The sequence below is a fragment of the Janthinobacterium foliorum genome (genome assembly GCF_978021625.1).
Genome location: NZ_CDXDQE010000001.1, coordinates 208,527 through 234,385 on the forward strand (window position 1 = coordinate 208,527; position 25,859 = coordinate 234,385).

Below are 25,859 nucleotides of genomic sequence, written 5' to 3' on the forward strand. Positions count from 1 at the left end.
ACAAAAGGAAAAGAGCCGGCGCACACGCGCCGGCCAGATGGACTACCCGGCGCGCGGCGGCAGGTTGCGGAAGAACTCCACCACTTCGGCGGTGTCGCGCGTGCGCTTGAATGGCGGCAGGCTCTGCCAGATGCGCTTGCCGTAGGGCTTGGAAATGAGACGCGGATCGCAAATCATCAGCACGCCGCGGTCGCCCTCGTCGCGGATCAGCCGGCCCGCGCCCTGCTTCAGGTTGATGATGGCTTCCGGCAGCGAATGGTGCATGAAACCATTCTTGCCCTGCTTTTCCATCACTTCGATGCGCGCCGCCAGCACCGGGTCGTCGGGCGGCGCGAACGGCAGTTTGTCGATGATCACCAGCGACAAGGCGTCGCCGCGCACGTCGACGCCTTCCCAGAAGCTCTGGCTGCCGATCAGCACGCCGTTGCCGGCCGCGCGGAACTGGTCCAGCAATTCCGTGCGGCCCCGGTCGCCCTGCACGAACAGGGGGAAGTCCAGCCCCCGCTTTTTAAATTCGTCGGCCAGGCGCTCGGCCGCCCGCTTCACGGCGCGCAAGGTGGTGCACAGGAAGAAAGTGCGCCCGCCCGCCGCCTCGATGATGGGCAGGGCGCAGTCGATGACGGCATCCGTGTAGCCCAGCGAATTCGGCTGAGGCAGGTTCTGCGGCACGAACAGCAGGCCCTGCTGGCCATAGTCGAAGGGACTGGGCCACGTATGCGACGGCTCGCCCGTCAAGCCCATCTGTTCGGAAAAATGCTTGAAGTCGTTTTTCACGGCCAGGGTGGCGGAGGTGAAAATCCAGCTGCGCGGCGTGCCTTCGCGCTGGTTGTTGAAGATCGGCGCGATCGACAGCGGCGTTTTATGCAGCTGCAGGGAACTGGAAAACGCTTCCACCCAGAACACGGCTTCCTCGCCGGCCGCCACCTTGGCTTTCGGGTCGAACTTCCAGCCGCTCAGCTGCTGCGCCAGCTCGACGCCGCGCACGCGGCACTGCTCCAGCGTTTCCGCCCGTTCCGCCTGGGTTTCCAGCACGGCCACCATGCCATCCAGTTCATCCTTGAGAGTGTCCAGCGCGGGGAAGAAGTCGCTGGACGGGGCGATTTGCGGCAGCGACAGGCGCACGATGTCCTGCGGGAAGGTCAGGCGCAGGTCGCGCGCGGCCTTTTCCACGACGGTCACCGTCCTGGCCCAGTCGATGCCGCGCGCATGCGCCAGGCCTTCGGCCAGCACGTCGCGGCACAATTCGAGGATTTGCGAGGTGGACACCGTGTTGCCGAAGAACAGGGTCGCCGTGTCGGGCAGCTGGTGCGCCTCATCGAAGATGATGGTATTGGCCGAAGGCAGCAACTCCGCCACGCCCGTGTCCTTCAGGGCCACGTCGGCAAAGAACAGGTGATGGTTGACTACCACCACGTCGGCCTGCTGGGCTTCCTTGCGGGCCTTCATGACGAAACAATCCTGGTAATACTGGCACTCGGCGCCCATGCAGGTGTCGCGCGTGGAAGTCACCAGGTTCCAGATCATGGCGTTTTCCGGCACCTTGGCCAGTTCCGCCTTGTCGCCGGAGCTGGTCATCTTGATGAAACGCGAAATTTCCCGCAAATGCCCCACGTCGTCGCGCGACGTCATGCGCCCGTTTTGCAGGGTGCGTTCCAGATGGTAATGGCAGACGTAGTTCGAGCGGCCCTTCAGCAAGGCGACGGAGACGGGCGCCTGCAGCGCGGCGCGCACGGTGGGGATGTCGCGCAGGAATAGTTGATCCTGCAAGTTCTTCGTGCCGGTGGACACGATGGTCTTGCCGCCCCACATCAGCGCCGGCACCAGGTAGGCAAAGGTCTTGCCCGTCCCCGTGCCTGCCTCGGCGATCAGGGTCGTCTGGCTGTCGATGGCGCTGGCGATGGCCTTGGCCATTTCCGTTTGCGAGCGGCGCGGCTTGTAGCTGCCGACGGCCGGACCCAGCGGACCGCCGGCGCCAAACAGGCGCTCGATATCGGCATCGTGCTTGCCAGGCGCAGCCTGCGGTTCGGCCGCGGCCTCGGGTGGCTGGCCGTCCTGGCTGGCTGACATTAAATTGTGATCGGTCAAAATATACTTAAAGTGATGGCATGGCCGGGCGCGGCAAGCGCCCTTCAGGCTGGAACGTCGGGCACCAGTTGCATTTTCAGCAAGGTGATGTGATCCTTCAATTGCAATTTGCGCTTTTTCAAGCGGCGCAGTTGCAGCTCGTCATGGTGTCCATCGAGTATCAGCAGCTCGATGACGGCATCGAGGTCACGGTGTTCCACGTTGAGTTCAATCAGGCGCCGCTCTATATGCTGTGCATCGCTCATGTGTTGCGTTCCAGGCAGTGTTGGGAAACGGGCGCACGCCTTCATCGCGTGCGCGGACATCTGCGCCGGGATTCCCGGCGAGTGCATAGTTTAACCTGCCGCGCGCGATACGGCACGCCATTTCCGGCCTGCCCGCGCGGCGGCGGTCAATTCGCGGGAGGAACGGCCGGGGCCGATGCGCTGGCCGCCGCCTTGGCAGCCTTGGCGTCCGCCTCGGCCTGGCGCTCGGCCAGGCGCTGCGCCACGCGCTTCTGGCGCTCCACGGCCTCGGCCTGCTTGCGGGCATAGGCCGCTTCGCGGGCAGCGCGGCGCGGCGCCTCGGCCGCATCGTCGGCAGCCTGTTTTTTCACCTTGGCCGCATACTCGGCCTCGCGCTCGGCCACGCTCTTGCCTTGCGGCTTGGGCGCTTCCGGCTCGGGCGCCACCACTTTCATGGGCTTGGGCGCGGCGGCGGCGCGCTGTTCCGCATCGAGGCGCGCCGTTTCCTGCGTCCTGGCCAGGTCGATGTCGCGCAGGCGCACGGATTCGGCCCGCTTGAAGTGGTTCGCTTCGGCTTCGATGGCGCGCAGGCGCACGAGGATCAGGCGACGCTTTTCCTTGGCCTTGTCGAGGCAGTTATTCACGAAAAACTTGTCGTAGCACTCCAGTTCGCGGGCGGCATACTCGTTTTCCGCCGCCTCGCGTTCGCTGGCGGCCTGTTTCAGTTTCGCATCCGCCTCGTCGACGGAGAGGGTGGCGGGCACCTGCGGCGCGCCGACTTCATCCAGCGCAACGCTGCCCTGGTGGGCGCAGGCGGACAGAACCAGCGCCAGGCCAGCGCCCGCTGCCAGCTTGTAGAGTGTTTTTGCCATCATGTTCATTCTTCCTGCCTCAAACGATCGCGTCGGCAGCGCCGCGCTGTTCTTTTTCCATGTATTCGCGCGACTGCATCTCGATGATACGCGAAACGGTACGGTGAAACTCATTGGCCAGCATGCCGTTCGTGTACAGCTGCTCGGGCGGCACTTCGGCCGACATGATCAGCTTGACCTTCTGGTCATAGAAGACGTCGATCAGCCAGGTGAAGCGGCGCGCCTCGGACGATTGCGCCGCCGACATGGCCGGTATCCCGGACAATATCACTGTATGGAAGCGGCTGGCGATTTCCAGGTAATCATTTTGCGAGCGGGGACCGCCGCACAGGGTGGCGAAATCGAACCAGATGATGCCGCCGGCGCGGCGCAGGCAGTGGATTTCGCGGCTCTCGATGCGGATGCGCGCGTCTTCGTCGGCCGTCTCGGCGATGCGCGCGTAGGCGTCGCGCAAGGCCTTGTCGGTGGCGGCGCCCAGCGGCGTGTAGTAGCTTTCCACCTGCTCCAGCGCGCGGCCCCGGTAATCGACGCCCGCATCGACATTCATCACGTCGAGCTTGTCCTTCAGCAGCGCGATGGTCGGCAGCATGCGGTCGCGGTGCAGGCCATCCGGATACAGCAGGTCCGGGTCGTAATTCGACGTCATGATGAAGGACACGCCGTTGTCGAACAGGGCCGACAGCAGGTTGTACAGGATCATCGCATCGGCGATGTCCGAGACGTGGAATTCATCGAAACAGATGAGACGGTACTTCTTGGCGATGCGTTTCGCCACTTCGTCGAGCGGATCGGCCACGCCCTTCAATTCATCGAGCTGCTGGTGCACGCCACGCATGAATTCGTGGAAATGCAAACGCGTCTTGCGCACCACGGGCACCACGGAATAGAAGCTGTCCATCAGGAACGACTTGCCGCGCCCCACCCCGCCCCACATGTACACGCCTTTCGGCACGGCGGGACGGTTGATCAGGCGCTTGAAGGTGCTCGAGCGCGCGCCCTTGTAGGCGACCCACTCGTCATAGCACTGCTGCAGGCGGTCGACCGCGCGGCGCTGGGCGGCGTCGGCCTTGAAATCGCGCTTCTGCAACGCGTTCTGGTAAAACTCTTCAACGTTCATGGGATTCGATTCAACTGGAATTCTGGACATAGCGCAAACGGGCCGGCAAGGCAGAAACTGCTTTGCCGGCCCGCTGCGAGGTACTGTACTGGCTTAGAAGTTCAGCGTACGCTTGTCTACTGCCAATGCCGCTTCCTTGGTCGCTTCCGACAAGGACGGGTGAGCGTGGCAGATGCGCGCGATGTCTTCGGCCGAGGCCTTGAATTCCATCGCCACGACGGCTTCGGAAATCAGCTCGGACGCCATCGGGCCGACGATGTGCACGCCGAGGATTTCATCGGTGGTCGCATCGGCCAGGAATTTCACCATGCCCGAGGTGTCGCCCAGCGCGCGCGCGCGGCCGTTGGCCATGAACGGGAAGGTGCCGGCCTTGTAGGCGATGCCTTCGGCCTTCAGGGTTTGCTCGGTCTTGCCGACCCACGCGATTTCCGGCGAGGTGTAGATCACCCAGGGAATGGTGTTGAAGTTGGTGTGACCGTGCTGGCCAGCGATACGCTCGGCCACGGCAACGCCTTCTTCTTCCGCCTTGTGCGCCAGCATCGGGCCGCGCACGACGTCGCCCACTGCCCACACGTTCGGCAGGTTGGTCTTGCAGTCGCCGTCGACGGCGATGAAGCCGCGCTCGTCCAGCTGCAGGCCGACCTTGTCGGCACCCAGGCCATTCGTGTTCGGCGTGCGGCCGATCGAGATGATCAGCTTGTCGAACACGGCTTTTTGCGCTTCGCCCTTGGCGTCCACGAATTCCACGGTGACGTCTTTCTTGCCTGGCGTGATCGCACCGATCTTGCAACCGAGGTTGATCTTCAAGCCTTGCTTGGTGAACAGCTTCGACGCTTCCTTGGCGATCTGCTCGTCGACAGCGCCCAGGAAGACCGGCAGGCCTTCCAGCACGGTGACGTCGGAACCCAGGCGGCGCCAGACGCTGCCCATTTCCAGGCCGATCACGCCGGCGCCGATGACGCCCAGCTTGGCGGGTACGGCGTCGATGGCCAGTGCGCCCGTGTTCGACAGGATCAGTTTCTCGTCGAATGGTGCGCCCGGCAGTTCGCGTGCGTTCGAACCCGTGGCGATGACCACGTGCTTGGCCGACAGGGTTTCGTTGGCTTCGCCCGTGACGCTGATTTCATACGAGCCGGCGGCGGCGGCAGCGAAAGCGGCGCGGCCGTGGAAGAAGGCGATCTTGTTCTTCTTGAACAGATACAGGATGCCGTCGTTGTTTTGCTTGACGACCGTGTCCTTGCGCTTGAGCATCTGGCCCAGGTTCAGCTTCAGGCCGGCGACGTCGATGCCGTGCTCGGCGAAGCTGTGGCCCGCGTGTTCGAAATGCTCGGACGATTGCAGCAGCGCTTTCGACGGGATGCAGCCGACGTTGGTGCAGGTACCGCCAGGCGCGGCGCCGCCCTTGGCGTTCGACCACTCGTCGACGCAGGCGACGGAAAAGCCCAGCTGCGCTGCGCGGATGGCGGCGATGTAGCCGCCAGGGCCCGCGCCGATGACAACTACGTCAAATTGTTTAGTACTCATGTTTTGTTATTCCAATCTCTTCGTCTGGTACGAAAATCCACAATAGAAGGTAAATCACCACGCCGAAGCCGAAGGTCAATGTAAACAGGACGAAGACCAGGCGCCAGATCCACGCCTCCATGCCGGAGGCGCGTCCCAGGCCGCCGCACACGCCGCCCAGCCAGCGGTCGTTGCGCGAACGGCGCAGGCGGCTCAATTCCTGCACCAGGTCGTTCGCCGGGCCGGAGCCCGCGGCGGAGCCGGACGTACTGTCCGGCTTGTCCAGGTTGATACTGCTCAGTAGCTTGGCTTTCGCTTGCGCGAATTCCGCCTCGCTCAGGGCGCCCGCCAGGTGCAAATCGTGCAGACGCTTGATTTCTTCAGAGACGTTCATGGGAATCCTCTTTCGTTGAGATCAGCCAGCTGCGTCTTCTGGCAAGGGTATCAGCTACATTGCCCCGGCGGCCAGGCCGGGGGACTACAGTGCTTACAGGTCCAGCAGCAGGCGTGCAGGATCTTCCAGCGCTTCTTTCATCGCCACCAGGCCCAGGACGGCTTCGCGGCCGTCGATGATGCGGTGGTCGTAGGACATGGCCAGGTAGTTCATCGGACGCACCACGATCTGGCCGTTTTCGACAACGGCGCGGTCCTTGGTCGCATGCACGCCCAGGATGGCCGATTGCGGCGGGTTGATGATCGGGGTCGACAGCATGGAGCCGAAGGTGCCGCCGTTCGAGATCGAGAAGGTACCGCCCGTCAGGTCGTCCAGGGTCAGCTTGCCTTCTTTTGCTTTCGCGCCGAATTCACCGATTTTTTTCTCGATGTCGGCGATCGACAGCTGGTCAGCGTTGCGGATGATAGGCACGACCAGGCCGCGCGGCGAACCGACAGCGATGCCGATGTCGAAGTAGCCATGGTAGACGATGTCGTTGCCGTCAACGGAAGCGTTGATGATCGGGTACTTTTTCAGGGCGGCGACTGCGGCCTTGACGAAGAAGGACATGAAGCCCAGCTTGACGCCGTGCTCTTTCTCGAACTTGTCCTTGTACTTGTTGCGCAGGTCGATGACCGGCTGCATGTTCACTTCATTGAACGTGGTCAGGATGGCGTTCGTCGATTGCGATTGCAGCAGGCGCTCGGCGATACGTGCGCGCAGGCGGCTCATCGGCACGCGCTCTTCCGGACGGTCGCCCAGGTTGGCGGCGGACGGCGTGGCAACTTGCTGCAGCGCTGGCTTGGCAGCGGCTGGCGCCAGTGGCGCAACGGCAGGCTTGGCGGCAGCGCCCAGGGCGTCGCCCTTGGTCACGCGGCCATCCTTGCCCGAACCGGCGACGTCGCCGGCGGACAGGCCTTTTTCCGACAGGATCTTGGCGGCGGCAGGCATGGCGACATCGCCCTTGGTCGCGGCGGCAGGCGCCGAAGCGGTCGAAGCGTCTTGTGCGGCGGCAGCCAGGGCCGGCGCGGCAACGGCCGACACTTCCATCGGGCTGACCTTGGCCGAGCCGTCGGTGTCGATGATGGCGATGACTTCGCCGGCAACGACGGTGGCGCCATTGTCCTTGATGATCTGGATGATCACGCCGGCGGCTGGCGCAGGCAGTTCCAGGACCACTTTGTCGGTTTCGATATCGATCATGTTTTCGTCGCGCGCCACTGGCTCGCCGACTTTTTTATGCCATGCCAGCAGGGTCGCTTCTGCAACCGATTCCGACAACTGAGGAACTTTGACTTCGATTTGTGCCATGTAAAACTCCGTTTATTTTGTTCTTGCGGCGCCGCCCCTGCGTAGCAAGGGCGGCGCTCCGTCATTATCTATGTAATCAGGCGCCATGCAAGCCGCACGGCGCCCGCATTCCCGCTTACTTGGTGAGAATGAAACCCTTCAGCTTCGAGAATGCCGTTTCCAGCAGATCTTTTTGCTGGGCGTAGTGCTTGTCATAGTAACCGACAGCAGGCGACGCCGAAGCAGGACGGCCGGCGTAGGCCAGACGCTGCCCCGATTCCAGGCCTTCGAAGATGTTGTGCTGGATCTGGAACCAGGCGCCCTGGTTCTGCGGCTCGTCCTGTGCCCAGACGACTTCGACCAGGTTCGGGAACTTCTTCAGTTCAGCAGCAAACGACTTGTGCGGGAACGGATACAGCTGTTCCAGGCGCACGATGGCCGTGTCGGTCTGGCCGCGGGTCTTGCGTGCGTTGACCAGGTCGTAGTAGACCTTGCCCGAGCAGGCGATGACGCGCTTGACTTTCTTGGCATCGATTTTCTCGTCGACTTCGCCGATCACGGTCTGGAAACCGCCCTTGGCCAGGTCGGTCAGCGGCGAACCGGCATCCTTGTTGCGCAACAGCGACTTCGGCGTCAGGATGACCAGCGGCTTGCGGAACTGGCGCACCATCTGGCGGCGCAGCAGGTGGAAAATCTGCGAAGCCGTCGTCGGCTGCACCACTTGCATGTTGTTGTCTGCGCACAGCTGCAGGAAACGCTCCGGACGCGCGGACGAGTGCTCGGGACCCTGGCCTTCGTAACCGTGCGGCAGCATCATGACCAGGCCCGAAGCGCGGCCCCACTTCACTTCGCCGGAGCTGATGAACTGGTCGATCACCACTTGCGCGCCGTTGGCGAAGTCGCCGAACTGGGCTTCCCAGATCGTCAGGGTGTTCGGTTCAGCGGTCGAGTAGCCGTATTCGAAGGCCAGTACGGCTTCTTCGGACAGCACCGAGTCGATGACGGTGAACGGTGCCTGGTTTTCCGAGACGTTTTGCAGCGGAATGTAGGTGCCCGCATCCCAGCGCTCGCGGTTCTGGTCATGCAGCACGGCGTGGCGGTGCACGAACGTACCGCGGCCCGCATCCTGGCCCGTCAGGCGGATGGCGTAGCCGGACGATACCAGCGAAGCGTAGGCCAGGTGTTCGCCCATGCCCCAGTCCAGGTTCATTTCGCCGCGGCCCATGGTGGCGCGGTCGCCCAGGACTTTCTCCACCAGCGAGTGGACCTTGAATTCTTCCGGCACGGTGGTGATGCGCGCGGCCAGGCGTTTCAGTTCCGTCATCGGCACGGCCGTATCGGCCGAGTCGGTCCATTTCTTGTTCAGGAACGGCAGCCAGTCGACGGCGTACTTGTTCTTGAAGTTCGAGATGACCGGATCGACGGTGTGCTTGCCGGCGTCCATGGCATCGCGGAAGGCGGCTACCATCTTGTCGCCGCCGTCGGCAGGGATCACGCCTTGCGCCACCAGCTTGTCCGCGTACAGCTTGCGGGTGCCCGGATGCTGGCCGATGCGCTTGTACATCAGCGGCTGCGTCAGTGCCGGCGTATCTTGCTCGTTGTGGCCAAGTTTGCGGTAGCAGATGATGTCGAGGACGATGTCCTTCTTGAATTCCATGCGGTAGTCGAGCGCGATCTGCGTCGCCAGTACCACGGCTTCAGGATCATCGGCGTTGATGTGCAGGACCGGTGCTTCGATCATCTTGACGACGTCCGAGCAGTACAGGGTCGAGCGCGAATCGCGCGGGTCCGAGGTGGTGAAACCGATCTGGTTGTTGATCACGATATGCACCGTGCCGCCCGTGCCGTAGCCGCGGGTCTGCGCCAGATTCAGGGTTTCCATGACCACGCCCTGGCCGGCGAAAGCGGCATCGCCGTGAACCAGGATCGGCAGCACTTGCGCGCCGTGCACGTCGCCGCGGCGATCCATGCGGGCCTTGACGGAACCTTCGACCACAGGGTTGACGATTTCCAGGTGCGACGGGTTGAACGCCAGCGACAGGTGGACCGGGCCGCCCGCGGTGGAGATGTCCGACGAGAAGCCTTGATGGTACTTCACGTCGCCGGCAGGCAGGTCGTCGCCATGCTTGCCTTCGAATTCTTCGAACAGTTCCTGCGGCGCCTTGCCCAGGGTGTTGACCAGGACGTTCAGACGGCCGCGGTGGGCCATGCCGATGACGATTTCCTGCACGCCTTTTTCGCCGGCGCGCTGGATGGTTTCATCCATCGAGGCGATGAACGTTTCGCCGCCTTCCAGGGAGAAGCGCTTCTGGCCCACGTAGCGGGTGTGCAGATAGCGCTCCAGGCCTTCAGCCGCAGTCAGGCGGTCGAGGATGTGGATTTTTTTCTCTGGGGTGAAATTCGGGGTGGAGCGGATCGATTCCAGTTTCTCTTGCAGCCAGCGCTTTTCGGCCGGGTCGGAGATGTACATGAATTCGGCGCCGATCGAACGCGTGTAGGTATCGCGCAGATAGTTCAGCAGATCGCGCAGGGTGGCGGTCTCGGGGCCAAAGTAGGTGTTGCTGATGTTGAACACGGTGTCCATGTCCGCATCGGTGAAGCCGTAGAAGCTCGGGTCCAGTTCCGGGATCATCGGACGTTCCTGGCGCTGCAGCGGATCCAGGTTGGCCCAGTGCGTGCCCAGGTAGCGGTAAGCGGCGATCAGCTGCGTGGCGGCGACGCGCTTGCGGCCCATTTCGGCATCGAAGGAAGCGGTGACGGTACGGATCGGACCGGCTTTTGCGCGCTCGGCGAACGAGGCGACGACGGAGGCATGCGCCACGTCAGGCTTGTTGGTGCCATCGACGGCAGGCACGTGCTGCATGGCGTCAAAGTACGAGCGCCAGTTATCGGGTACCGAGCCGGGATTGTTCAGATACGCCTCGTACAAGTCTTCCACGTACGGAGCATTCCCACCAAACAGGTAGGAGTTGGTCGTTAATTGCTGCATATATTGCTCACCTTTCTTCGCGCTTCGCGAGATTAGCGGGTTAATCTAACCTTCCGCGACACGGCCTGACCGGTTAGCGGATTGCACATCAAGTTGTGGGGGAAGGGCTTTTTTATTGCGCCAGCATTCTTCATACCGTCATTTAGAATAGCACGCGGTATTGTAACGCAACAACCACAAGTTGAATTTTATTTGGCAAGCAAATGTAAGCTGCATGCCTGATTTCCCGGGCTGGCGCGGGCCATACTGTTGCGCTTATGCGATTCCGCCATCCGCGCCGGCGCGGCGCTGGCGCGCAAGTGGTCTGCCTGACAACTGCGGGACGGCGATGGCGGCCAGCCACTGGGGATCGCGGGCGAACCATTCCACCAGAAAATCGAGCATGGTGCGCAGCAGGGGCGACATGTGCTGGCGCGACGTATAGATGCCATAGATGCCCATGTCCTGCGGCACGTAGGCCGGCAGCAGTTCCACCAGCTGGCCGCTGGCGATCAGCGGCGCGGCCGAATAGCGGGGCTGCATGGCGATGCCCGCCCCCGCCACCGTCGCCACCAGCAGCACCAGCGATTCATTCGCCGACAAGCGCCCGCTGACAGGCACAGTAAGCACTTCCCCCTGGTGCGTGAATTGCCACAGGCTCTTGCCAAAATAGGTATAAGTGAGGCAATTATGCAGGGCCAGGTCCGCCACCCGGCGCGGCGTGCCATGCGCCGCCAGGTACGATGGTGCGGCGCACACCACGGAGGCGCAACTGGCCAGCTGGCGCGCGATCAGGTTCGGCTCGAGCGCGTTCGTGATGCGGATCGCCAGGTCGATGCGCTGCTCCACCAGGTTGACGGCGCGGTTCTCCATCTGCAGGTCGACGGCGGCGCGCGGGTAGCGCCGCAGGTAAGCGGTCACTGCGCCCGCCAGCGCCGTCTGCGCCAGCGACTGCGAACACGTGATGCGCAGCAAGCCGTGCGGCGTATCGGCGCCCTCCGGCGCGGCGACGGCCATGGCGCCGGCCACTTCCAGCATCTGCCGGCAGCGCGCCAGGGTGGCGTCGCCCGCATCCGTCAGGCTCAGGCGGCGCGTGGTGCGATGCAGCAGCCGTGCCCCCGCCCACTGCTCCATCTCGGCCAGATAGCGCGTCACCATGGCGCGCGACATGTCCAGCGCGTCGCTGGCGGCCACCATGCTGCCGCGCTCGGCAATGGCGACAAATACTTGTGCAGCGGTGATGCGGTCCATGCGGGCACTCCTTTGATTCAGCCGATCCATGCAACTAAGTATTGCAATCTACCCTATTTGTTGCACATAGTCGAAAGGATAATATGTGCCGGTGATAACGAATAACGAGAAAAACGCATGTTGTCGAACCCTGCCCCGCATGACCGTCCCGCCTTCATCCCTCTTGCGGACGGCTGCCCTGCCCCGCATGCCATGCTGGCCGGCTTTGCCATGCAGCACATCGGCAGTGCGCACTCACCCTCCATCCTGCTGAGCGGTGCCCGCGACGCCATCCTCGTCAATGCCCAATTCCTGCACAGCGACGCGATGGACGTGGCGCAAACGATACGCGCGGGCGGCAAACACCTGCGCGCCATTTACGTCAGCTGCGCGCAGCCGCAGGCGTATTTCGGGCTGGGCGTGCTGCAGGCAGCGTTCCCGCTGGCGCGCATCCTGGCCAGCGCCGACACGGTCGAGGCGATCCGCCGCCAGGCCGGTGCCCGGGTCGCCCACTGGGGCGGCATACTCAAGCACAATGCGCCCCGCTGCATCGTCTTGCCCCAGCCTTATGACGAGGCCAGCCTGCCACTGGAAGGGCGGCAGGTCGACCTGCGCCGCCTGGACGGGGCGATCCGGTAATTACAGCGCCGACAGGAAGCGCACATAGTCTTGCGCGCTGCGCCCCAGCCGTTCGGCATAACCCTGTTCCGACGGGCCATCTTCCGCGCCGTAGAAGGCGAAGAACGGGCACTGCTCGGCGCCGATGTAGCGGAACGTCACGTCAAACGGCAGCAGCAGCTGCGCCAGGGTTGTTTGCCACTTGCCTTGCGGCGTGAAATCTTCCTCGCGTATCCCGGCCGTGACGCCCAGGGCCACCTTGCGGCCGCGGAAGGCGTCGCCGCCCGTGCCGTAGGCCCAGCCGTATGCCAGCACCTCGTCGAGCCATTGCTTCAGCAGCGGCGGGCAGTTGAACCAGTACACGGGGAACTGCAGCACCACGCTGCCGTGCGCCTCGACCAGCGCCTGCTCGCGCGCCACGTCGATGATGCCGTCGGGATAGGCCTGGTGCACGTCGTGGATGGTGTACTGCTGCGGATGCAGCGCCACTTCCTGCAGCCAGCGCTTGTTGGCGACGGAGGTGCCGATGGACGGATGGAAGACGATAACGAGGGTTTTCATAATGCTGCTTTCATGGATAGGGGATCGGCAGGCACCGGGCCGCCGCCTCAGGAAAGCAGGCAAGCCGGTACCCTGCCCCAGGGCGCTGTCGCGCCGGCAGGGGCAAAAACAGCATAGCCCCGGCGAGTACTTTTCACAAGTACGCACATTTACTACCCATACAGTAGGAAAAGTAAGCTATAGAGCCAAAGAAGGCCGCATGGACCAGCCCTTGCGTGCCGCTAGCCGGCCCGCTGGTGCTGCTCGCCCCATTCGCACAGGGTATTCAAGACGGGGATCAGCGAGGCGCCCTTGCTGGAGAGGAAATATTCCACCTTGGGCGGGACTTGCGGGTATTCCTTGCGGATGATCAGCGCATCGGCTTCCAGCTCCTTCAGCACCACGCTGAGGGTCTTGAAGGCGATGCCATCGAGATGGCGCTTGAGTTCGTTATGCCGCAGCACCTTGTTTTCCGCCAGCGCATACAGGATCAGCATCTTGTACTTGCCGCCGATCAGCGACAGCGTATAGCCGAATCCCGTCTCGCCCAGGGCCACGCCGCTGGGCGCGCATGTTTCTTCGTTCATCACGTTCTGCTTCTTGGTTAACCAGGCCCCGAGCATACCAGTCCGGCAGCCTGGCGTTGCCACGGCCAGTGAAGCGGCGCATAAAAAAAGCGAGCCCGCGGGCTCGCTTTTGCGCGCCGGGCGGCAAGGCCCGGCAGGAACAATGCACCGTAACTTAAGCGCGCTTGTCCAGTGGCAGTACTTCGCGGGTCGTCGAACCGACGAACAGCTGGCGTGGACGGCCGATTTTTTGCTCAGGGTCGGCGATCATTTCGTTCCACTGGGCGATCCAGCCGATGGTGCGGGCCATGGCGAAGATACCGGTGAACAGCGACACGGGGATGCCCAGCGCCGATTGCACGATGCCCGAGTAGAAGTCGACGTTCGGGTACAGTTTGCGCGAAACGAAGTATTCGTCGTTCAGTGCAATCTTTTCCAGTTCCATCGCCAGCTTGAACAATGGGTCGTCTTGCAGGCCCAGTTCGTTCAGCACTTCGTAGCAGGTTTCACGCATCAGCTTGGCGCGCGGATCGAAGTTCTTGTACACGCGGTGGCCAAAGCCCATCAGCTTGACGCCGGAGTTCTTGTCCTTGACTTGCTCGATGAAGGCAGGGATGTTCTCGACGGTGCCGATTTCCTTCAGCATGTTCAGTGCCGCTTCGTTGGCGCCGCCGTGGGCAGGGCCCCACAGGCAGGCGATGCCGGCAGCGATACAGGCGAACGGGTTGGCGCCCGACGAGCCGGCCAGGCGGACGGTCGACGTCGAAGCGTTCTGCTCGTGGTCCGCGTGCAGGATCAGGATGCGGTCCAGGGCGCGCACCAGCACGTCGTTGACCTTGTAGTCTTCGCACGGGTTGGCGAACATCATGTGCATGAAGTTGGCGCTGTACGACAGGTCGTTGCGCGGGTACGTGAACGGCTGGCCGATCGAGTACTTGTAGGTCATGGCGACCAGGGTCGGCATCTTGGCGATCAGGCGGATGGCCGACACTTCGCGGTGACGCGGGTCGTTGATGTCCAGCGAATCATGGTAGAACGACGCCAGCGCGCCGACGGTGCCGACCAGGATCGACATCGGATGCGCGTCGCGGCGGAAGCCACGGAAGAAGAATTGCATCTGCTCGTGCACCATCGTGTGCTTGGTCACGGTGTCGACGAACTTGGCTTTCTGTGCCGCGTTCGGCAGTTCGCCGTTCAGCAGCAGGTAGCACGATTCCATGAAGTCGGCGTTGACGGCCAACTGTTCGATCGGGTAACCGCGGTACAGCAGTTCGCCCTTGTCGCCATCGATGTAGGTGATCGACGAATTGCACGAGGCGGTCGACATAAAGCCTGGGTCGTAGGTGAACTTGCCGCTACCGGCGTACAGTTTGCGGATGTCGATGACGTCCGGGCCAACCGTGCCTTTGTAGATTGGAAATTCAAGCGATGGGCTGCCATCGGAGAACGACAGGGTAGCTTTTGTGTCAGAGATATTCATGGGCTCTTCCTTCTCGGGAGTGAGTCGAAATTAAAATCAAAAATTCTGGCTGCAATTCGCACCGCAATTCGGCAGTGCTACAGCGCGCCACTCGCACCGTTTGCAATATATCGCCCAGGCGTCTAGGCAATGCGCAGTCGTTGCAGCAGTGCGCGCACATGCGGCAGATCGACTTCGCCTTCCGGCTCTTTACGGGCCAGTACCAGATCCATTAACGCATTGTCCGACAAATCCAGCAAACGCGTCAGCGCGTCAACTTCTTCATCGGTCAATTCGGTTTCATACGCATCGAGAAAACGGGTCAGGATAATGTCGTTTTCCAGCAGGCCACGGCGTGAACGCCAGCGCAGGCGGGCGCGGTTGGCCGGGTCGGCCTGATGCGAGGACAAAATTGATTCTGTCATTTGGTTTACCACTTTACGTGTGCCTTGCGGCACGGTGCTGCTTTGCAGGCGCCGCCCGGCAGGAAGGGAGCATACTCCCTTCCCGGAAACGGCGCCCGGCGGACGCGATTTGACGGATCAGATCGCGCGGCGGACCATCAATTCCTTGATCTTGCCAATCGCCTTGTTCGGGTTCAACCCTTTCGGGCAAACGTCGACACAGTTCATGATCGAGTGGCAGCGGAACAGACGGTACGGATCTTCCAGGTTGTCCAGACGCGCGCCGGTGGCTTCGTCGCGCGAATCGGCGATGAAACGGTAGGCTTGCAGCAGGCCGGCAGGACCGACGAATTTGTCCGGATTCCACCAGAACGACGGGCACGACGTGGAGCAGCATGCGCACAGGATGCACTCGTACAGGCCATCGAGTTCTTCGCGCTGTTCCGGCGTCTGCAGGCGTTCTTTTTCAGGCGGGATCGAGTCGTTGATCAGGAACGGCTTGATCGAATCGTACTGCTTGAAGAATTGCGTCATGTCGACGATCAGGTCGCGGATGACTGGCAAGCCTGGCAACGGGCGCAGCACGATAGGCTCGGACAGCTCGTTCAGGTTGGTGGTGCATGCCAGGCCATTCTTGCCGTTGATGTTCATCGCGTCCGAACCGCACACGCCTTCGCGGCACGAGCGGCGCAGGGCCAGCGAGTCATCGACGTCCGACTTGATGCGCTGCAGTGCGTCGAGCAGCATCTTGTCGGTGTCCTTCAGTTCGACCGTCAGGTCTTGCATGTAAGGCTTGGCATCCTGGTCAGGATCGTAGCGGTAGATTTTAAATTTGAGAGTGCGTGCCATGTTCTGACCTTTAGAAAGTACGTGGTTTTGGCTTGAAGGTGTCGACCGTCAGCGGTTTGGTCACGACTGGCTTGTATTCCAGGCGGTTGCCTTCCGAGTACCACAGCGTGTGCTTCATCCAGTTGTCGTCGTCGCGTTGCGGGTGATCGTCCTGGGCGTGGGCGCCGCGCGATTCCTTGCGGGCAGCTGCCGAGACGATCGTCGCCTTGGCGGTTTCGATCAGATTGTCCAGCTCCAGCGCTTCCACGCGGGCCGTGTTGAAGACCATCGACTTGTCCTTGAACGAGACGTGCTTGCGGCGCTCGTCCAGCTTCATGATTTCCTCGACGCCCTTGTTCAGCATGTCGTCGGTACGGAACACGCCACAGTACTTCTGCATCGTGGCGCGGATGTCGTTTGCCACGCCCTGCACGGTTTCCGTGCCGGTCGAGTTTTCCAGGCGCTGCAGGCGGCCCATGGCAAAGTCGGCTGCATCGGCTGGCAAAGGCTTGTTTTCCTTGGCTTTCAGGCCGCTGTTGACGATGTGGTTGCCGGCCGCGCGGCCGAAGACCACCAGGTCCAGCAGCGAGTTCGTGCCCAGGCGGTTGGCGCCGTGCACCGAGACGCAGGCGCATTCGCCGATCGCGTACAGGCCGTTGACAACCTTGGCCGAATTGTCCGGACCGGTCGGGGTGACGACCTGGCCGTGGATGTTCGTCGGGATGCCGCCCATCTGGTAGTGAATCGTCGGCACGACAGGAATCGGTTCCTTGGTGGCGTCGACGTTGGCGAACTTGTGGCCGATTTCCAGGATCGACGGCAGGCGCTTGGCGATGGTATCGGCACCGATATGGCGCAGGTCCAGCATCACGTGGTCCTTGTTCGGACCGCAGCCGCGGCCTTCCTTGATTTCCTGGTCCATCGAACGCGAGACGAAGTCGCGCGGCGCCAGATCCTTCAGGGTCGGCGCATAGCGCTCCATGAAGCGCTCGCCTTCGCTATTGATCAGGATGCCGCCTTCGCCGCGCACGCCTTCGGTGATCAAGACACCCGCGCCGGCCACGCCGGTCGGGTGGAACTGCCAGAATTCCATGTCCTGCAGCGGCAGGCCGGCGCGCGCCGCCATGCCCATGCCGTCGCCGGTATTGATGAACGCATTCGTCGACGCGGCGAAGATGCGGCCTGCGCCGCCCGTTGCCATGACCGTCGTTTTTGCTTCCAGGATCATGCATTCGCCGGTTTCCATTTCCAGCGCGACAACACCGATCACGTCGCCTTCGGCGTCACGGATCAGGTCGAGTGCCATCCATTCGACGAAGAAGTGCGTGCGGGCGCGCACGTTGCGCTGGTACAGGGTGTGCAGCAGGGCGTGGCCGGTACGGTCGGCTGCCGCGCAAGCGCGCTGCACCGGCTTTTCGCCGAAGTGGGCCGTGTGGCCGCCGAATGGACGCTGATAGATGGTGCCGTCAGGGTTGCGGTCGAACGGCATGCCGAAGTGTTCCAGTTCGTACACGACCTTCGGTGCTTCGCGGCACATGAATTCGATGGCATCCTGGTCGCCCAGATAGTCGCCACCCTTGACGGTGTCGAACATGTGCCAGAACCAGTTGTCTTCGGCCATGTTGCCGAGCGACGCGCCGATACCGCCCTGCGCCGCCACGGTGTGCGAGCGGGTCGGGAAAACTTTCGAGAGGACTGCGACGTTCAGGCCGGCTTCAGCCAGCTGCAACGACGCGCGCATGCCGGAACCGCCGGCGCCAACGATCACCGCATCAAAGCGGCGGGTAGGGATTGCAGATTTATATGCTGCCACGATTACACACTCCAGAGTATCTGTACCGTCCAGCCGGCACAAGCGATCAACCACAGCATGGTGGCAATTTGCAGGGTCAGGCGGAGGCCAACGCTTTTCACGTAGTCCATCCAGATATTGCGTACGCCGACCCATGCGTGGTAGAACAGGGCGACAAACGTCACCAGGCTGATTAATTTGAACCATTGCTGCGCAAACAATCCTGCCCAGCCTTCATAGCTGAAGTTGCTGCCGGTCAGGAAGGCGATCAGCAGGATGGCGACGTAGGCCACCATGACGAGGGCGGTGACGCGCTGCGCCAGCCAGTCGCGCAAGCCGTAATGGGCGCCGACGACGAGGCGTTTCGGTCCGATGTTATTGTTTGCCATTAAAATACTCCAAACAGTTTCAAAGCGACCAGAGCGGTCAGTACCAGGCTGATCACCAGCACGAACTTGGCCGTATTGCGCGCGGGTTCTTTCTCGGCGGCGACGTGCACGTCCATGAACAGGTGGCGGATACCGGCGCAGAAGTGGTGCAGGAAGGCCCAGACCAGAGCCAGCGTGATCAGCTTGACGAACCAGTGCGAGGCGATGCCCTGGAAGTAGGCGTAGGACATTTCGGAACGCAGGCTCAGTTCCAGCATGTACAGGATGCACGGCAGCAGGGCGAAAATGATGATGCCGCTGATACGATGCAGGATCGAGACGATGGCGCCGATCGCCATGCGGTAGTTCGACAATTCGGTAACATGGATGTTACGGAATTGCGGCCGTTCTTTTTTTGGTACTTCTCTTACGGCTTCAGACATAACAAAAACCTCCCCTTTGAATTTCAACTAAATATTGAAGCCGCGATTTTCGCCGATTTTCGCAACCCATACCAATATCTATTGTTACATATAACCAAAATGGTTTTTTACTACAAAATACCGCGCTACTTTCCGTAGTTCACGTAATTTAATTACAGAATCGCCGGCAAAACACGGCCCGCCGGGGGCCGGCCATGCTTTACCTGCGCGCTCTGTTGTCTCCATGCCCGCCTTGCGGCGGACATTTTCAAACGATGCACTTCCGCCTTGCCGCTTGTTCGGACACCCGCGGGCGCCCCGCAGCTTCAGCTGAGTTCATTCTGATAATGATGACGACTGGTCAGGTACAAGCCCCGGCGCAGTTCGACCGGCTTGTCGCCGTAGGTAAACGACACGCGCTCGGAACTGAGCAAGGGCGTGCCGAGGTCGATATTTAACAATTGCGCGGCGCCGGCGTCGGCGCACACGGCGCGGATCTGCTCGGAGGCGCGGATCATGCGCGTGCCAAATTCCGTTTCAAACAGGCCATACATCGGCCCCTTGTATTCCACCAGGCGCTCGGCCGTCAGGCCCTTGAAGATCAGGCCGGGCAGCCACAGCTCTTCGACGATGGTGGGGATGCCGTCGAAATACTGCACGCGCTTGATGAAGATGACGGCGTCGCCGGACTTCAGGTCCATCAGGCGCGCCACGTCGGCCGGCGCGCGCACGCGCTTGACCTCGATGAATTTGCTTTCCGGGTAGTGCGGCACGCCTTCGTCCGGCACCAGGCGCAGGAAGCGGAAATGCGCGCGCGCCTCATGGTGGGTGGACACGAAAGTGCCCTTGCCCTGGCGGCGCATGACGAGGTTCTCGGCGGCCAGTTCATCGATGGCCTTGCGCACCGTGCCCTGGCTGACCTTGAAGCGGCCCGCCAGCTCGACTTCGCTGGGAATCAGTTCGCCCGGCTTCCATTCGCCCGACTGCAGGCTCTGCGTGATGAGCGCCTTGATCTGCTGGTACAGGGGACTGAAGGTGGGCGAGGCATTGACGACCGGCGCGGCGGGCGTGCTGCCTGCCACAGTGGTATTGCCGCCAGCGGCTGGCGCGGCGGCAGTGCTGGCCGCGGCGGCGGCAGGGGTGGCCGGGGTGCCCGCGGTCGGACTGACCGCCCCGCTTGCAGCAGTGGCATTGTTGGTCAGATTGGACGAGGCGGAATTCATAGTCCGACATTTCAACACAAATCACTGTCCGCGTCCAGTAAAACACACGTAGTTATCTGTCTTATATAAGACATAAGATATGATTGACAGATGCAGATCAGAGGCCTAAACTGCCCTCGATAAAACTTGTGAGCCAGCGTTTTATGTTGTCGGCCAGCCACTCTGGCCTCGTGCAGCACAAACGTCGCGGCAGCGTACACCAGCAATTCGGTGGCGCGGGCCGGTTTTGGTATCATTATAGTTTTTCCGGATAAGCGTAAGCCCAGCTTCAAGCCCGTTTTCTTTCCCATTTTTGGAGATTCATCATGGCTAAAACCCCAATGCGTGTTGCAGTGACCGGCGCCGCCGGCCAGATCGGCTACGCCCTGTTGTTCCGCATCGCCAATGGCGACATGCTCGGCAAAGACCAGCCTGTCATCTTGCAACTGCTTGAAATCCCGGACGAAAAAGCCCAGAAGGCGCTCAAGGGCGTGATGATGGAAATCGACGACTGCGCCTTCCCGCTGCTGACGGAAATGACGGCCCACTCCGATCCGCTGACCGCATTCAAGGATGTCGACGTGGCCGTCCTGGTGGGCGCGCGTCCACGCGGCCCGGGCATGGAACGCAAGGACCTGCTGGAAGCGAACGCGCAGATCTTCACGGTGCAAGGCAAGGCGCTCGACGCCGTCGCTTCGCGCAACGTGAAAGTTCTGGTGGTCGGCAACCCGGCCAACACCAACGCCTACATCGCCATGAAATCGGCGCCATCGCTGCCAGCGAAAAACTTCACCGCCATGCTGCGCCTGGACCACAACCGCGCCCTGTCGCAAGTGGCTGCCAAGACCGGCACCGCCGTGAAAGACATCGAGAAGCTGACCGTCTGGGGCAACCACTCGCCAACCATGTACGCCGACTACCGCTTCGCCACCGTGAACGGCAAGGCCGTCAAGGACCTGATCAACGACCAGGAATGGAACGCCAACGTGTTCCTGCCGACCGTCGGCAAGCGCGGCGCGGCCATCATCGAAGCGCGCGGCCTGTCGTCGGCGGCGTCGGCAGCGAACGCCGCCATCGACCACATCCATGACTGGATGCTGGGCACGGCCGGCAAGTGGACCACCATGGGCGTTCCTTCGGATGGCTCGTATGGCATCCCTGAAGGCACCGTCTTCGGCTTCCCTGTCACCACCGACAACGGCGAATACACCATCGTTCAAGGCCTGGAAATCGATGCATTCTCGCAAGAGCGCATCAACCTGACCCTGAAAGAACTGACCGAAGAGCGCGAAGGCGTGAAACACCTGCTGGCTTAATACCAGTCCAGTGGCGGCGCGGCCTGAGCGCCGCCCGCCATGCAGGCCGCTCCGCGCACGTCGCGGCGCGGCTGTTTTATCAAGTAGTTTTTACCTGCAGAAATGCCTTAAGCATGCACCCTTCCGAGGTTTTATTCCAAGGCAAACGCCAGCCGCTGTTGCTCGCCGCTTGCGACCACTACGCCGGCTCTGAAAAGCTGATGCGTAAATCGATTGCTTTGCAACAAGAGCTTGGCCCCCTGTTCGACATCACGTTCGACTGCGAAGACGGCGCCAGCGCCGGCAATGAAGAAGCCCACGCCCACATGATCGCCGGCCTGCTGGCCAGCGACGACAACCAGTTCAACCGCATCGGCGTGCGCGTGCACGACGTCGACAGCCCGTTTTTCACGCGCGACGTGGAAATCATCTGCGCCGCCGCCGACCGCCTGGCCTACATCGCCGTGCCCAAGGTGGGCGGCGTGCAGGATGCCATGCTGGCCATCGACCTGATCAACCTGCACGCGCGCCGCGCCGGCCGCGACAACCTGCCCGTGCACATCCTGATCGAAACGCACGGCGCGCTGCGCGACGCCTACGCTATCGCCGCCCTGCCGCAGGTCGAATGCCTGTCCTTCGGCATCATGGATTTCGTTTCCGCCCATTACGGCGCCATCCCCGCCGCCGCCATGCGCACGCCGGGCCAGTTCACGCATCCGCTGGTGGTGCGCGCCAAGCTGGAAGTGGCGGCCGCCTGCCATGCGCACGGCAAGGTGCCGTCGCATAACGTGACGACCGACGTGCGCGATTCGGCCGTGGTGGCCAACGATGCCCAGCGCGCGACAGCCGAGTTCGGCTACACGCGCATGTGGAGCATCCACCCGGACCAGATCAAGCCCATCATCAAGGCCTTCACGCCGCGCCTGTCCGAGGTCAATGAGGCCAGCAATATCCTGAATGAGGCGCTGCGCGCCAACTGGGGCCCCATCGCCCAAAATGGCCGCTTGCACGACCGCGCCAGCTACCGATATTATTGGACCGTTTTGCAACGCGCCAAACTGGCGGGCCTGGGCCTGCCCGAGGCGGCCGCTGCATTATTGAATCCCCCCTCTTCCAGCACCACTGAAAACTGACAGGAATTACACGATGTCCATCTCCAAATTAGCAATTGCCTGCAGCGTCGCGCTGGGCGCCCTGACCCTGACACTGGCACCGGCCAGCTTCGCCGCCACGGACAGCAAGGACGCGGCAAACGCCAAGGCGGTCAAGACGGCCAAGGCCAAGCCGAAAGCCAAGACCACCAAGGCCAAGGCGGCCGCCAAGGAAGCGCATCCACTGGCCATGTCCGTTGTCGACAAGGAAGAAGCAGACGAACCGGATACCGCAGGCTCGGCGTCGACGGATTTCAATTGCGAACTTGGCAATAAAATTACCATCTACACCAATGCGACTGACGACAAACACATCGCCCTGCGCTGGAAGAAGCGCCTGCATCGCCTGAGCCGCGTTGGCACCACCACCGGCGCCAACCGCTTCGAGAACCGCCTGTATGGCCTCGTCTGGATCGGCATCCCGGCCAAGGGCATGCTGCTCGATTCCAAGCAGGGCCGCCAGCTGGCCAATGAATGCAAGGATGCGGAGCAAGCCAAGCCGGCGGCACTGGTGGACGCCCCGCCATCGCTGGGCGTGCTGCCAGCCGCCGGCGGCTGATGTGCGTAGCAAGGGCCCCTTCGGGGTCCCGACCATGTTTTGTACTTTGAATAATCAATAAATAGACGATACCCAACAAGGAGAGGTCATGTCCCGCAACACTCTGAACACGCTCAAGGACTTTAATATTTCGGACAGCAAGAAGGGCAAGCTGTATTCCCTGCCTGCACTGGAAAAAAGCCTGGGCATCAATGTCTCCCGCCTGCCAGTGTCGATTCGCATCGTGCTCGAATCGGTATTGCGCAACTGCGACGGCAAGAAAGTCACCGAAGAACACGTCAAGCAATTGGCGAGCTGGGGCCCGACCGCCGAGCGCACCGACGAGATCCCGTTCGTAGTGGCGCGCGTCGTGCTGCAGGACTTCACCGGCGTACCGCTGCTGGCCGACCTGGCCGCCATGCGCAACGTGGCCGCCAAGATGGGCATCAACGCCAAGAAGATCGAACCGCTGGTACCGGTCGACCTGGTGGTCGACCACTCGGTGACCATCGATCACTACCGCGAAAAGAAAGCCCTGGACCTGAACATGAAGCTGGAATTCTCGCGCAACAACGAGCGCTACCAGTTCATGAAGTGGGGCATGCAGGCATTCGACACCTTCGGCGTCGTGCCGCCTGGCTTCGGCATCGTCCACCAGGTCAACCTGGAATACCTGGCGCGCGGCGTGCACCACGCTGGCAAGAAAGCCGGCGACGTGTACTACCCTGACACCCTGGTCGGCACCGACTCGCATACCACCATGATCAACGGCATCGGCGTGGTCGGCTGGGGCGTGGGCGGCATCGAGGCGGAAGCCGGCATGCTGGGCCAGCCAGTCTACTTCCTGACGCCTGACGTCATCGGCGTCAACCTGTCGGGCGCGCTGCGCGAAGGCTGCACCGCCACCGACCTGGTCCTGACCATCACCGAATTGCTGCGCAAGGAAAAAGTCGTCGGCAAGTTCGTCGAATTCTTCGGCGAAGGCACCGAGTCCCTGACCCTGACGGACCGCGCGACGATCGCCAACATGGCACCGGAATACGGCGCGACCATGGGCTTCTTCCCCGTCGACGAAGCGACCATCGATTACTTCAAGGGCACCGGCCGCAGCAAGGCTGAAATCGCCGCGTTCGAAGGCTACTTCAAGGCGCAAAACCTGTTCGGCGTGCCAAAAGCCGGCGACATCGACTACACCCGCGTGGTGGAACTGAACCTGGCGTCCGTCGCTCCGTCGCTGGCCGGCCCGAAACGCCCGCAAGACCGCATCGAAATCGGCAACGTCAAGGCCAACTTCGCCGAACTGTTCGCCAAGCCAACCACGGAAAACGGCTTCAACAAGAACCCGGCCGACCTGGCTGCCGTGTATGAAACGACGAACGGCGTGAAAGTGTCGAACGGCGACGTGCTGATCGCCGCGATCACCTCGTGCACCAACACCTCGAACCCGAGCGTGATGCTGGCCGCCGGCCTGCTGGCCAAGAAAGCCGTGGAAGCGGGCCTGAAAGTGGCACCGCACATCAAGACTTCGCTGGCCCCTGGCTCGCGCGTCGTGACCGAGTACCTGACGGCCGCCGGCCTGCTGCCGTACCTGGAAAAACTGGGCTTCGGCGTGACCGCCTACGGCTGCACCACCTGCATCGGCAATGCCGGCGACCTGACGCCGGAACTGAACGCCGCCATCGCCACGCACGACATCGTCGCGTCGGCCGTGCTGTCGGGCAATCGCAACTTCGAGGCGCGCATCCACCCGAACATCCGTTCGAACTTCCTGGCTTCGCCACCGCTGGTCGTCGCCTACGCCATCGCCGGCAACATGACGCGCGACCTGATGACCGAGCCAGTTGGCAAGGGCAAGGGCGGCAAGGACATCTACTTGGGCGACATCTGGCCAAGCTCGGCTGAAGTGTCGGCCATGATGAAGTTCGCCATGAACGCCAAGGTGTTCAAGGATAACTACGCGGACGTCAAGGGCGCGCCAGGCAAGCTGTGGGAAAAAGTCACCACCGTCTCCGGTCAAGTCTACAACTGGCCGAAATCGACCTACATCGCGGAACCACCGTTCTTCGACAACTTCTCGATGACGCCAGCGGCAGTGGCCACCGGCATCGAAGGCGCGCGCGCCCTGGGCGTGTTCGGCGATTCCATCACCACCGACCACATCTCGCCAGCCGGCTCGATCCAGGAAAACGGTCCTGCAGGCAAATGGCTGAAGGAAAACGGCGTCCTGAAAGCGGACTTCAACTCCTACGGCTCGCGTCGCGGCAACCATGAAATCATGATGCGCGGCACGTTCGCCAACGTGCGCATCAAGAACCGCATGATCCCTGCCAAGGCAGACGGTTCGGCGGTCGAAGGCGGCATCACGATCCACCAGCCTTCCGGCGAAGAAATGTCGATCTACGACGCAGCCATGAAGTATGTGGCCGAAGGCACGCCAACCATGGTCTTCGGCGGCGAAGAGTACGGCACGGGCTCGTCGCGCGACTGGGCGGCAAAAGGCACGCAGCTGCTGGGCGTGAAAGCCGTCATCACCCGTTCGTTCGAACGCATCCACCGCTCGAACCTGGTGGGCATGGGCGTGCTGCCGCTGCAATTCATCGGCGACGACAGCGTGCAGACCCTGGGCATCACGGGCAAGGAAACCTTCGACCTGAAAGGCCTGGAAGGCGAAATCAAGCCACAGCAACTGGCTACCCTGGTGATCCACCGCGCCGACGGCAGCAGCCAGGAAGTCAAAGTCCTGTTGCGCATCGATACGCCAATCGAAGTCGATTACTACAAGCATGGCGGCATTCTGCCATTCGTGCTGCGTCAACTGCTGGCCGAGTAATCGTCCCAGCCGTGATGTAAAGTAAAAGCGCCGGTTTCGACCGGCGTTTTTTTTCGTCCCTGCCAGCCGTTTTTACTTGAAATTGCGGCAATCGGCATGATCTACAGCCAGCTTACGTATTGCG

At 62.1% G+C, this 25,859-nt stretch carries 23 protein-coding genes; 5 read left to right on the top strand and 18 right to left on the bottom strand.

From position 1 onward, the window contains the following. Positions 1-42: 42 nt before the first annotated feature. From ACZ92H_RS00995 to ACZ92H_RS01035, 9 genes are all read right to left on the bottom strand, one after another. Entirely contained in the window at positions 43-2,067 is a 2,025-nt protein-coding gene (locus ACZ92H_RS00995) for a DNA repair helicase YoaA (protein ID WP_465048314.1), read from the bottom strand. A 62-nt stretch (positions 2,068-2,129) separates the two neighbouring features. After that, positions 2,130-2,330 (bottom strand): YdcH family protein, encoded by a 201-nt coding sequence (locus tag ACZ92H_RS01000; protein ID WP_010399897.1) that lies wholly within the window; start codon positions 2,328-2,330, stop codon positions 2,130-2,132. A 146-nt stretch (positions 2,331-2,476) separates the two neighbouring features. After that, the gene (locus ACZ92H_RS01005; RefSeq protein WP_465048313.1) at positions 2,477-3,184 is read right to left on the bottom strand and encodes a hypothetical protein; all 708 of its coding nucleotides are present in this window, start codon (positions 3,182-3,184) and stop codon (positions 2,477-2,479) included. 16 nt (positions 3,185-3,200) lie between these two features. Further along, positions 3,201-4,298, bottom strand: coding sequence for a cell division protein ZapE (gene zapE, locus ACZ92H_RS01010; RefSeq protein WP_131372533.1), 1,098 nt, complete (start codon positions 4,296-4,298; stop codon positions 3,201-3,203). A 93-nt stretch (positions 4,299-4,391) separates the two neighbouring features. Next, entirely contained in the window at positions 4,392-5,822 is a 1,431-nt protein-coding gene (gene lpdA / locus ACZ92H_RS01015) for a dihydrolipoyl dehydrogenase (protein ID WP_465048312.1), read from the bottom strand. Further along, positions 5,812-6,195, bottom strand: coding sequence for a PspC domain-containing protein (locus ACZ92H_RS01020; protein WP_131372531.1), 384 nt, complete (start codon positions 6,193-6,195; stop codon positions 5,812-5,814). The genes lpdA and ACZ92H_RS01020 overlap by 11 nt, the downstream gene beginning before the upstream one ends. 93 nt (positions 6,196-6,288) lie before the next feature. Continuing rightward, on the bottom strand, positions 6,289-7,545 hold the full coding sequence (gene odhB / locus ACZ92H_RS01025) for a 2-oxoglutarate dehydrogenase complex dihydrolipoyllysine-residue succinyltransferase (RefSeq protein ID WP_465048311.1): 1,257 nt from the start codon (positions 7,543-7,545) through the stop codon (positions 6,289-6,291). A 115-nt stretch (positions 7,546-7,660) separates the two neighbouring features. Continuing rightward, positions 7,661-10,513, bottom strand: a complete 2,853-nt coding sequence (locus ACZ92H_RS01030) for a 2-oxoglutarate dehydrogenase E1 component (RefSeq protein ID WP_131372527.1) — start codon at positions 10,511-10,513, stop codon at positions 7,661-7,663. Positions 10,514-10,768: 255 nt separating this feature from the next. After that, a complete protein-coding gene (locus tag ACZ92H_RS01035; RefSeq protein ID WP_465048310.1) occupies positions 10,769-11,743 on the bottom strand; it encodes a LysR family transcriptional regulator in 975 nt (324 codons plus the stop codon). Between the two features lie 117 nt (positions 11,744-11,860). Between ACZ92H_RS01035 and ACZ92H_RS01040 the strand changes: the two genes are divergently transcribed. After that, a complete protein-coding gene (locus tag ACZ92H_RS01040) occupies positions 11,861-12,361 on the top strand; it encodes an MBL fold metallo-hydrolase (protein WP_465048309.1) in 501 nt (166 codons plus the stop codon). Here the strand turns inward: ACZ92H_RS01040 and ACZ92H_RS01045 are convergent, their stop codons facing one another. The 9 genes from ACZ92H_RS01045 to ACZ92H_RS01085 form a co-directional block, all read right to left on the bottom strand. Beyond that, positions 12,362-12,901 carry an NAD(P)H-dependent oxidoreductase gene (locus tag ACZ92H_RS01045; RefSeq protein ID WP_465048308.1) on the bottom strand — a complete coding sequence of 180 codons (540 nt, stop codon included), beginning with the start codon at positions 12,899-12,901 and terminating at the stop codon, positions 12,362-12,364. A gap of 221 nt (positions 12,902-13,122) precedes the next feature. Further along, positions 13,123-13,467 carry a winged helix-turn-helix transcriptional regulator gene (locus tag ACZ92H_RS01050; RefSeq protein ID WP_465048307.1) on the bottom strand — a complete coding sequence of 115 codons (345 nt, stop codon included), beginning with the start codon at positions 13,465-13,467 and terminating at the stop codon, positions 13,123-13,125. A 154-nt stretch (positions 13,468-13,621) separates the two neighbouring features. Beyond that, a complete protein-coding gene (gene gltA, locus ACZ92H_RS01055; protein WP_092795232.1) occupies positions 13,622-14,926 on the bottom strand; it encodes a citrate synthase in 1,305 nt (434 codons plus the stop codon). A 122-nt stretch (positions 14,927-15,048) separates the two neighbouring features. Next, the gene (locus tag ACZ92H_RS01060) at positions 15,049-15,330 is read right to left on the bottom strand and encodes an FAD assembly factor SdhE (RefSeq protein WP_034752073.1); all 282 of its coding nucleotides are present in this window, start codon (positions 15,328-15,330) and stop codon (positions 15,049-15,051) included. A 117-nt stretch (positions 15,331-15,447) separates the two neighbouring features. Then, complete coding sequence (locus ACZ92H_RS01065) at positions 15,448-16,158, bottom strand: succinate dehydrogenase iron-sulfur subunit (RefSeq protein WP_102293620.1); 711 nt, start codon at positions 16,156-16,158, stop codon at positions 15,448-15,450. A 10-nt stretch (positions 16,159-16,168) separates the two neighbouring features. Further along, positions 16,169-17,950, bottom strand: coding sequence for a succinate dehydrogenase flavoprotein subunit (sdhA, locus tag ACZ92H_RS01070; protein WP_131372517.1), 1,782 nt, complete (start codon positions 17,948-17,950; stop codon positions 16,169-16,171). 2 nt (positions 17,951-17,952) lie between these two features. Continuing rightward, a complete protein-coding gene (sdhD, locus tag ACZ92H_RS01075) occupies positions 17,953-18,318 on the bottom strand; it encodes a succinate dehydrogenase, hydrophobic membrane anchor protein (RefSeq protein WP_046685731.1) in 366 nt (121 codons plus the stop codon). After that, positions 18,318-18,740: a succinate dehydrogenase, cytochrome b556 subunit gene (gene sdhC / locus ACZ92H_RS01080; protein WP_131372515.1), complete on the bottom strand. Its 423-nt coding sequence runs from the start codon at positions 18,738-18,740 to the stop codon at positions 18,318-18,320. Before sdhC ends, sdhD begins: the two co-directional genes overlap by 1 nt. 305 nt (positions 18,741-19,045) lie before the next feature. Next, on the bottom strand, positions 19,046-19,942 hold the full coding sequence (locus ACZ92H_RS01085; protein WP_465048304.1) for a GntR family transcriptional regulator: 897 nt from the start codon (positions 19,940-19,942) through the stop codon (positions 19,046-19,048). Between the two features lie 305 nt (positions 19,943-20,247). Here ACZ92H_RS01085 and ACZ92H_RS01090 point away from each other — a divergent pair, with 305 nt between their 5' ends. The 4 genes from ACZ92H_RS01090 (at position 20,248) to acnA (ending at position 25,735) form a co-directional block, all read left to right on the top strand. After that, positions 20,248-21,237: a malate dehydrogenase gene (locus tag ACZ92H_RS01090; protein ID WP_034752084.1), complete on the top strand. Its 990-nt coding sequence runs from the start codon at positions 20,248-20,250 to the stop codon at positions 21,235-21,237. 113 nt (positions 21,238-21,350) lie between these two features. Then, a complete protein-coding gene (locus ACZ92H_RS01095; RefSeq protein ID WP_131372512.1) occupies positions 21,351-22,349 on the top strand; it encodes an HpcH/HpaI aldolase/citrate lyase family protein in 999 nt (332 codons plus the stop codon). A gap of 13 nt (positions 22,350-22,362) precedes the next feature. After that, complete coding sequence (locus tag ACZ92H_RS01100; RefSeq protein ID WP_131372510.1) at positions 22,363-22,926, top strand: hypothetical protein; 564 nt, start codon at positions 22,363-22,365, stop codon at positions 22,924-22,926. A gap of 88 nt (positions 22,927-23,014) precedes the next feature. After that, entirely contained in the window at positions 23,015-25,735 is a 2,721-nt protein-coding gene (acnA, locus tag ACZ92H_RS01105) for an aconitate hydratase AcnA (protein WP_131372508.1), read from the top strand. The last annotated feature ends 124 nt before the right edge of the window (positions 25,736-25,859 follow it).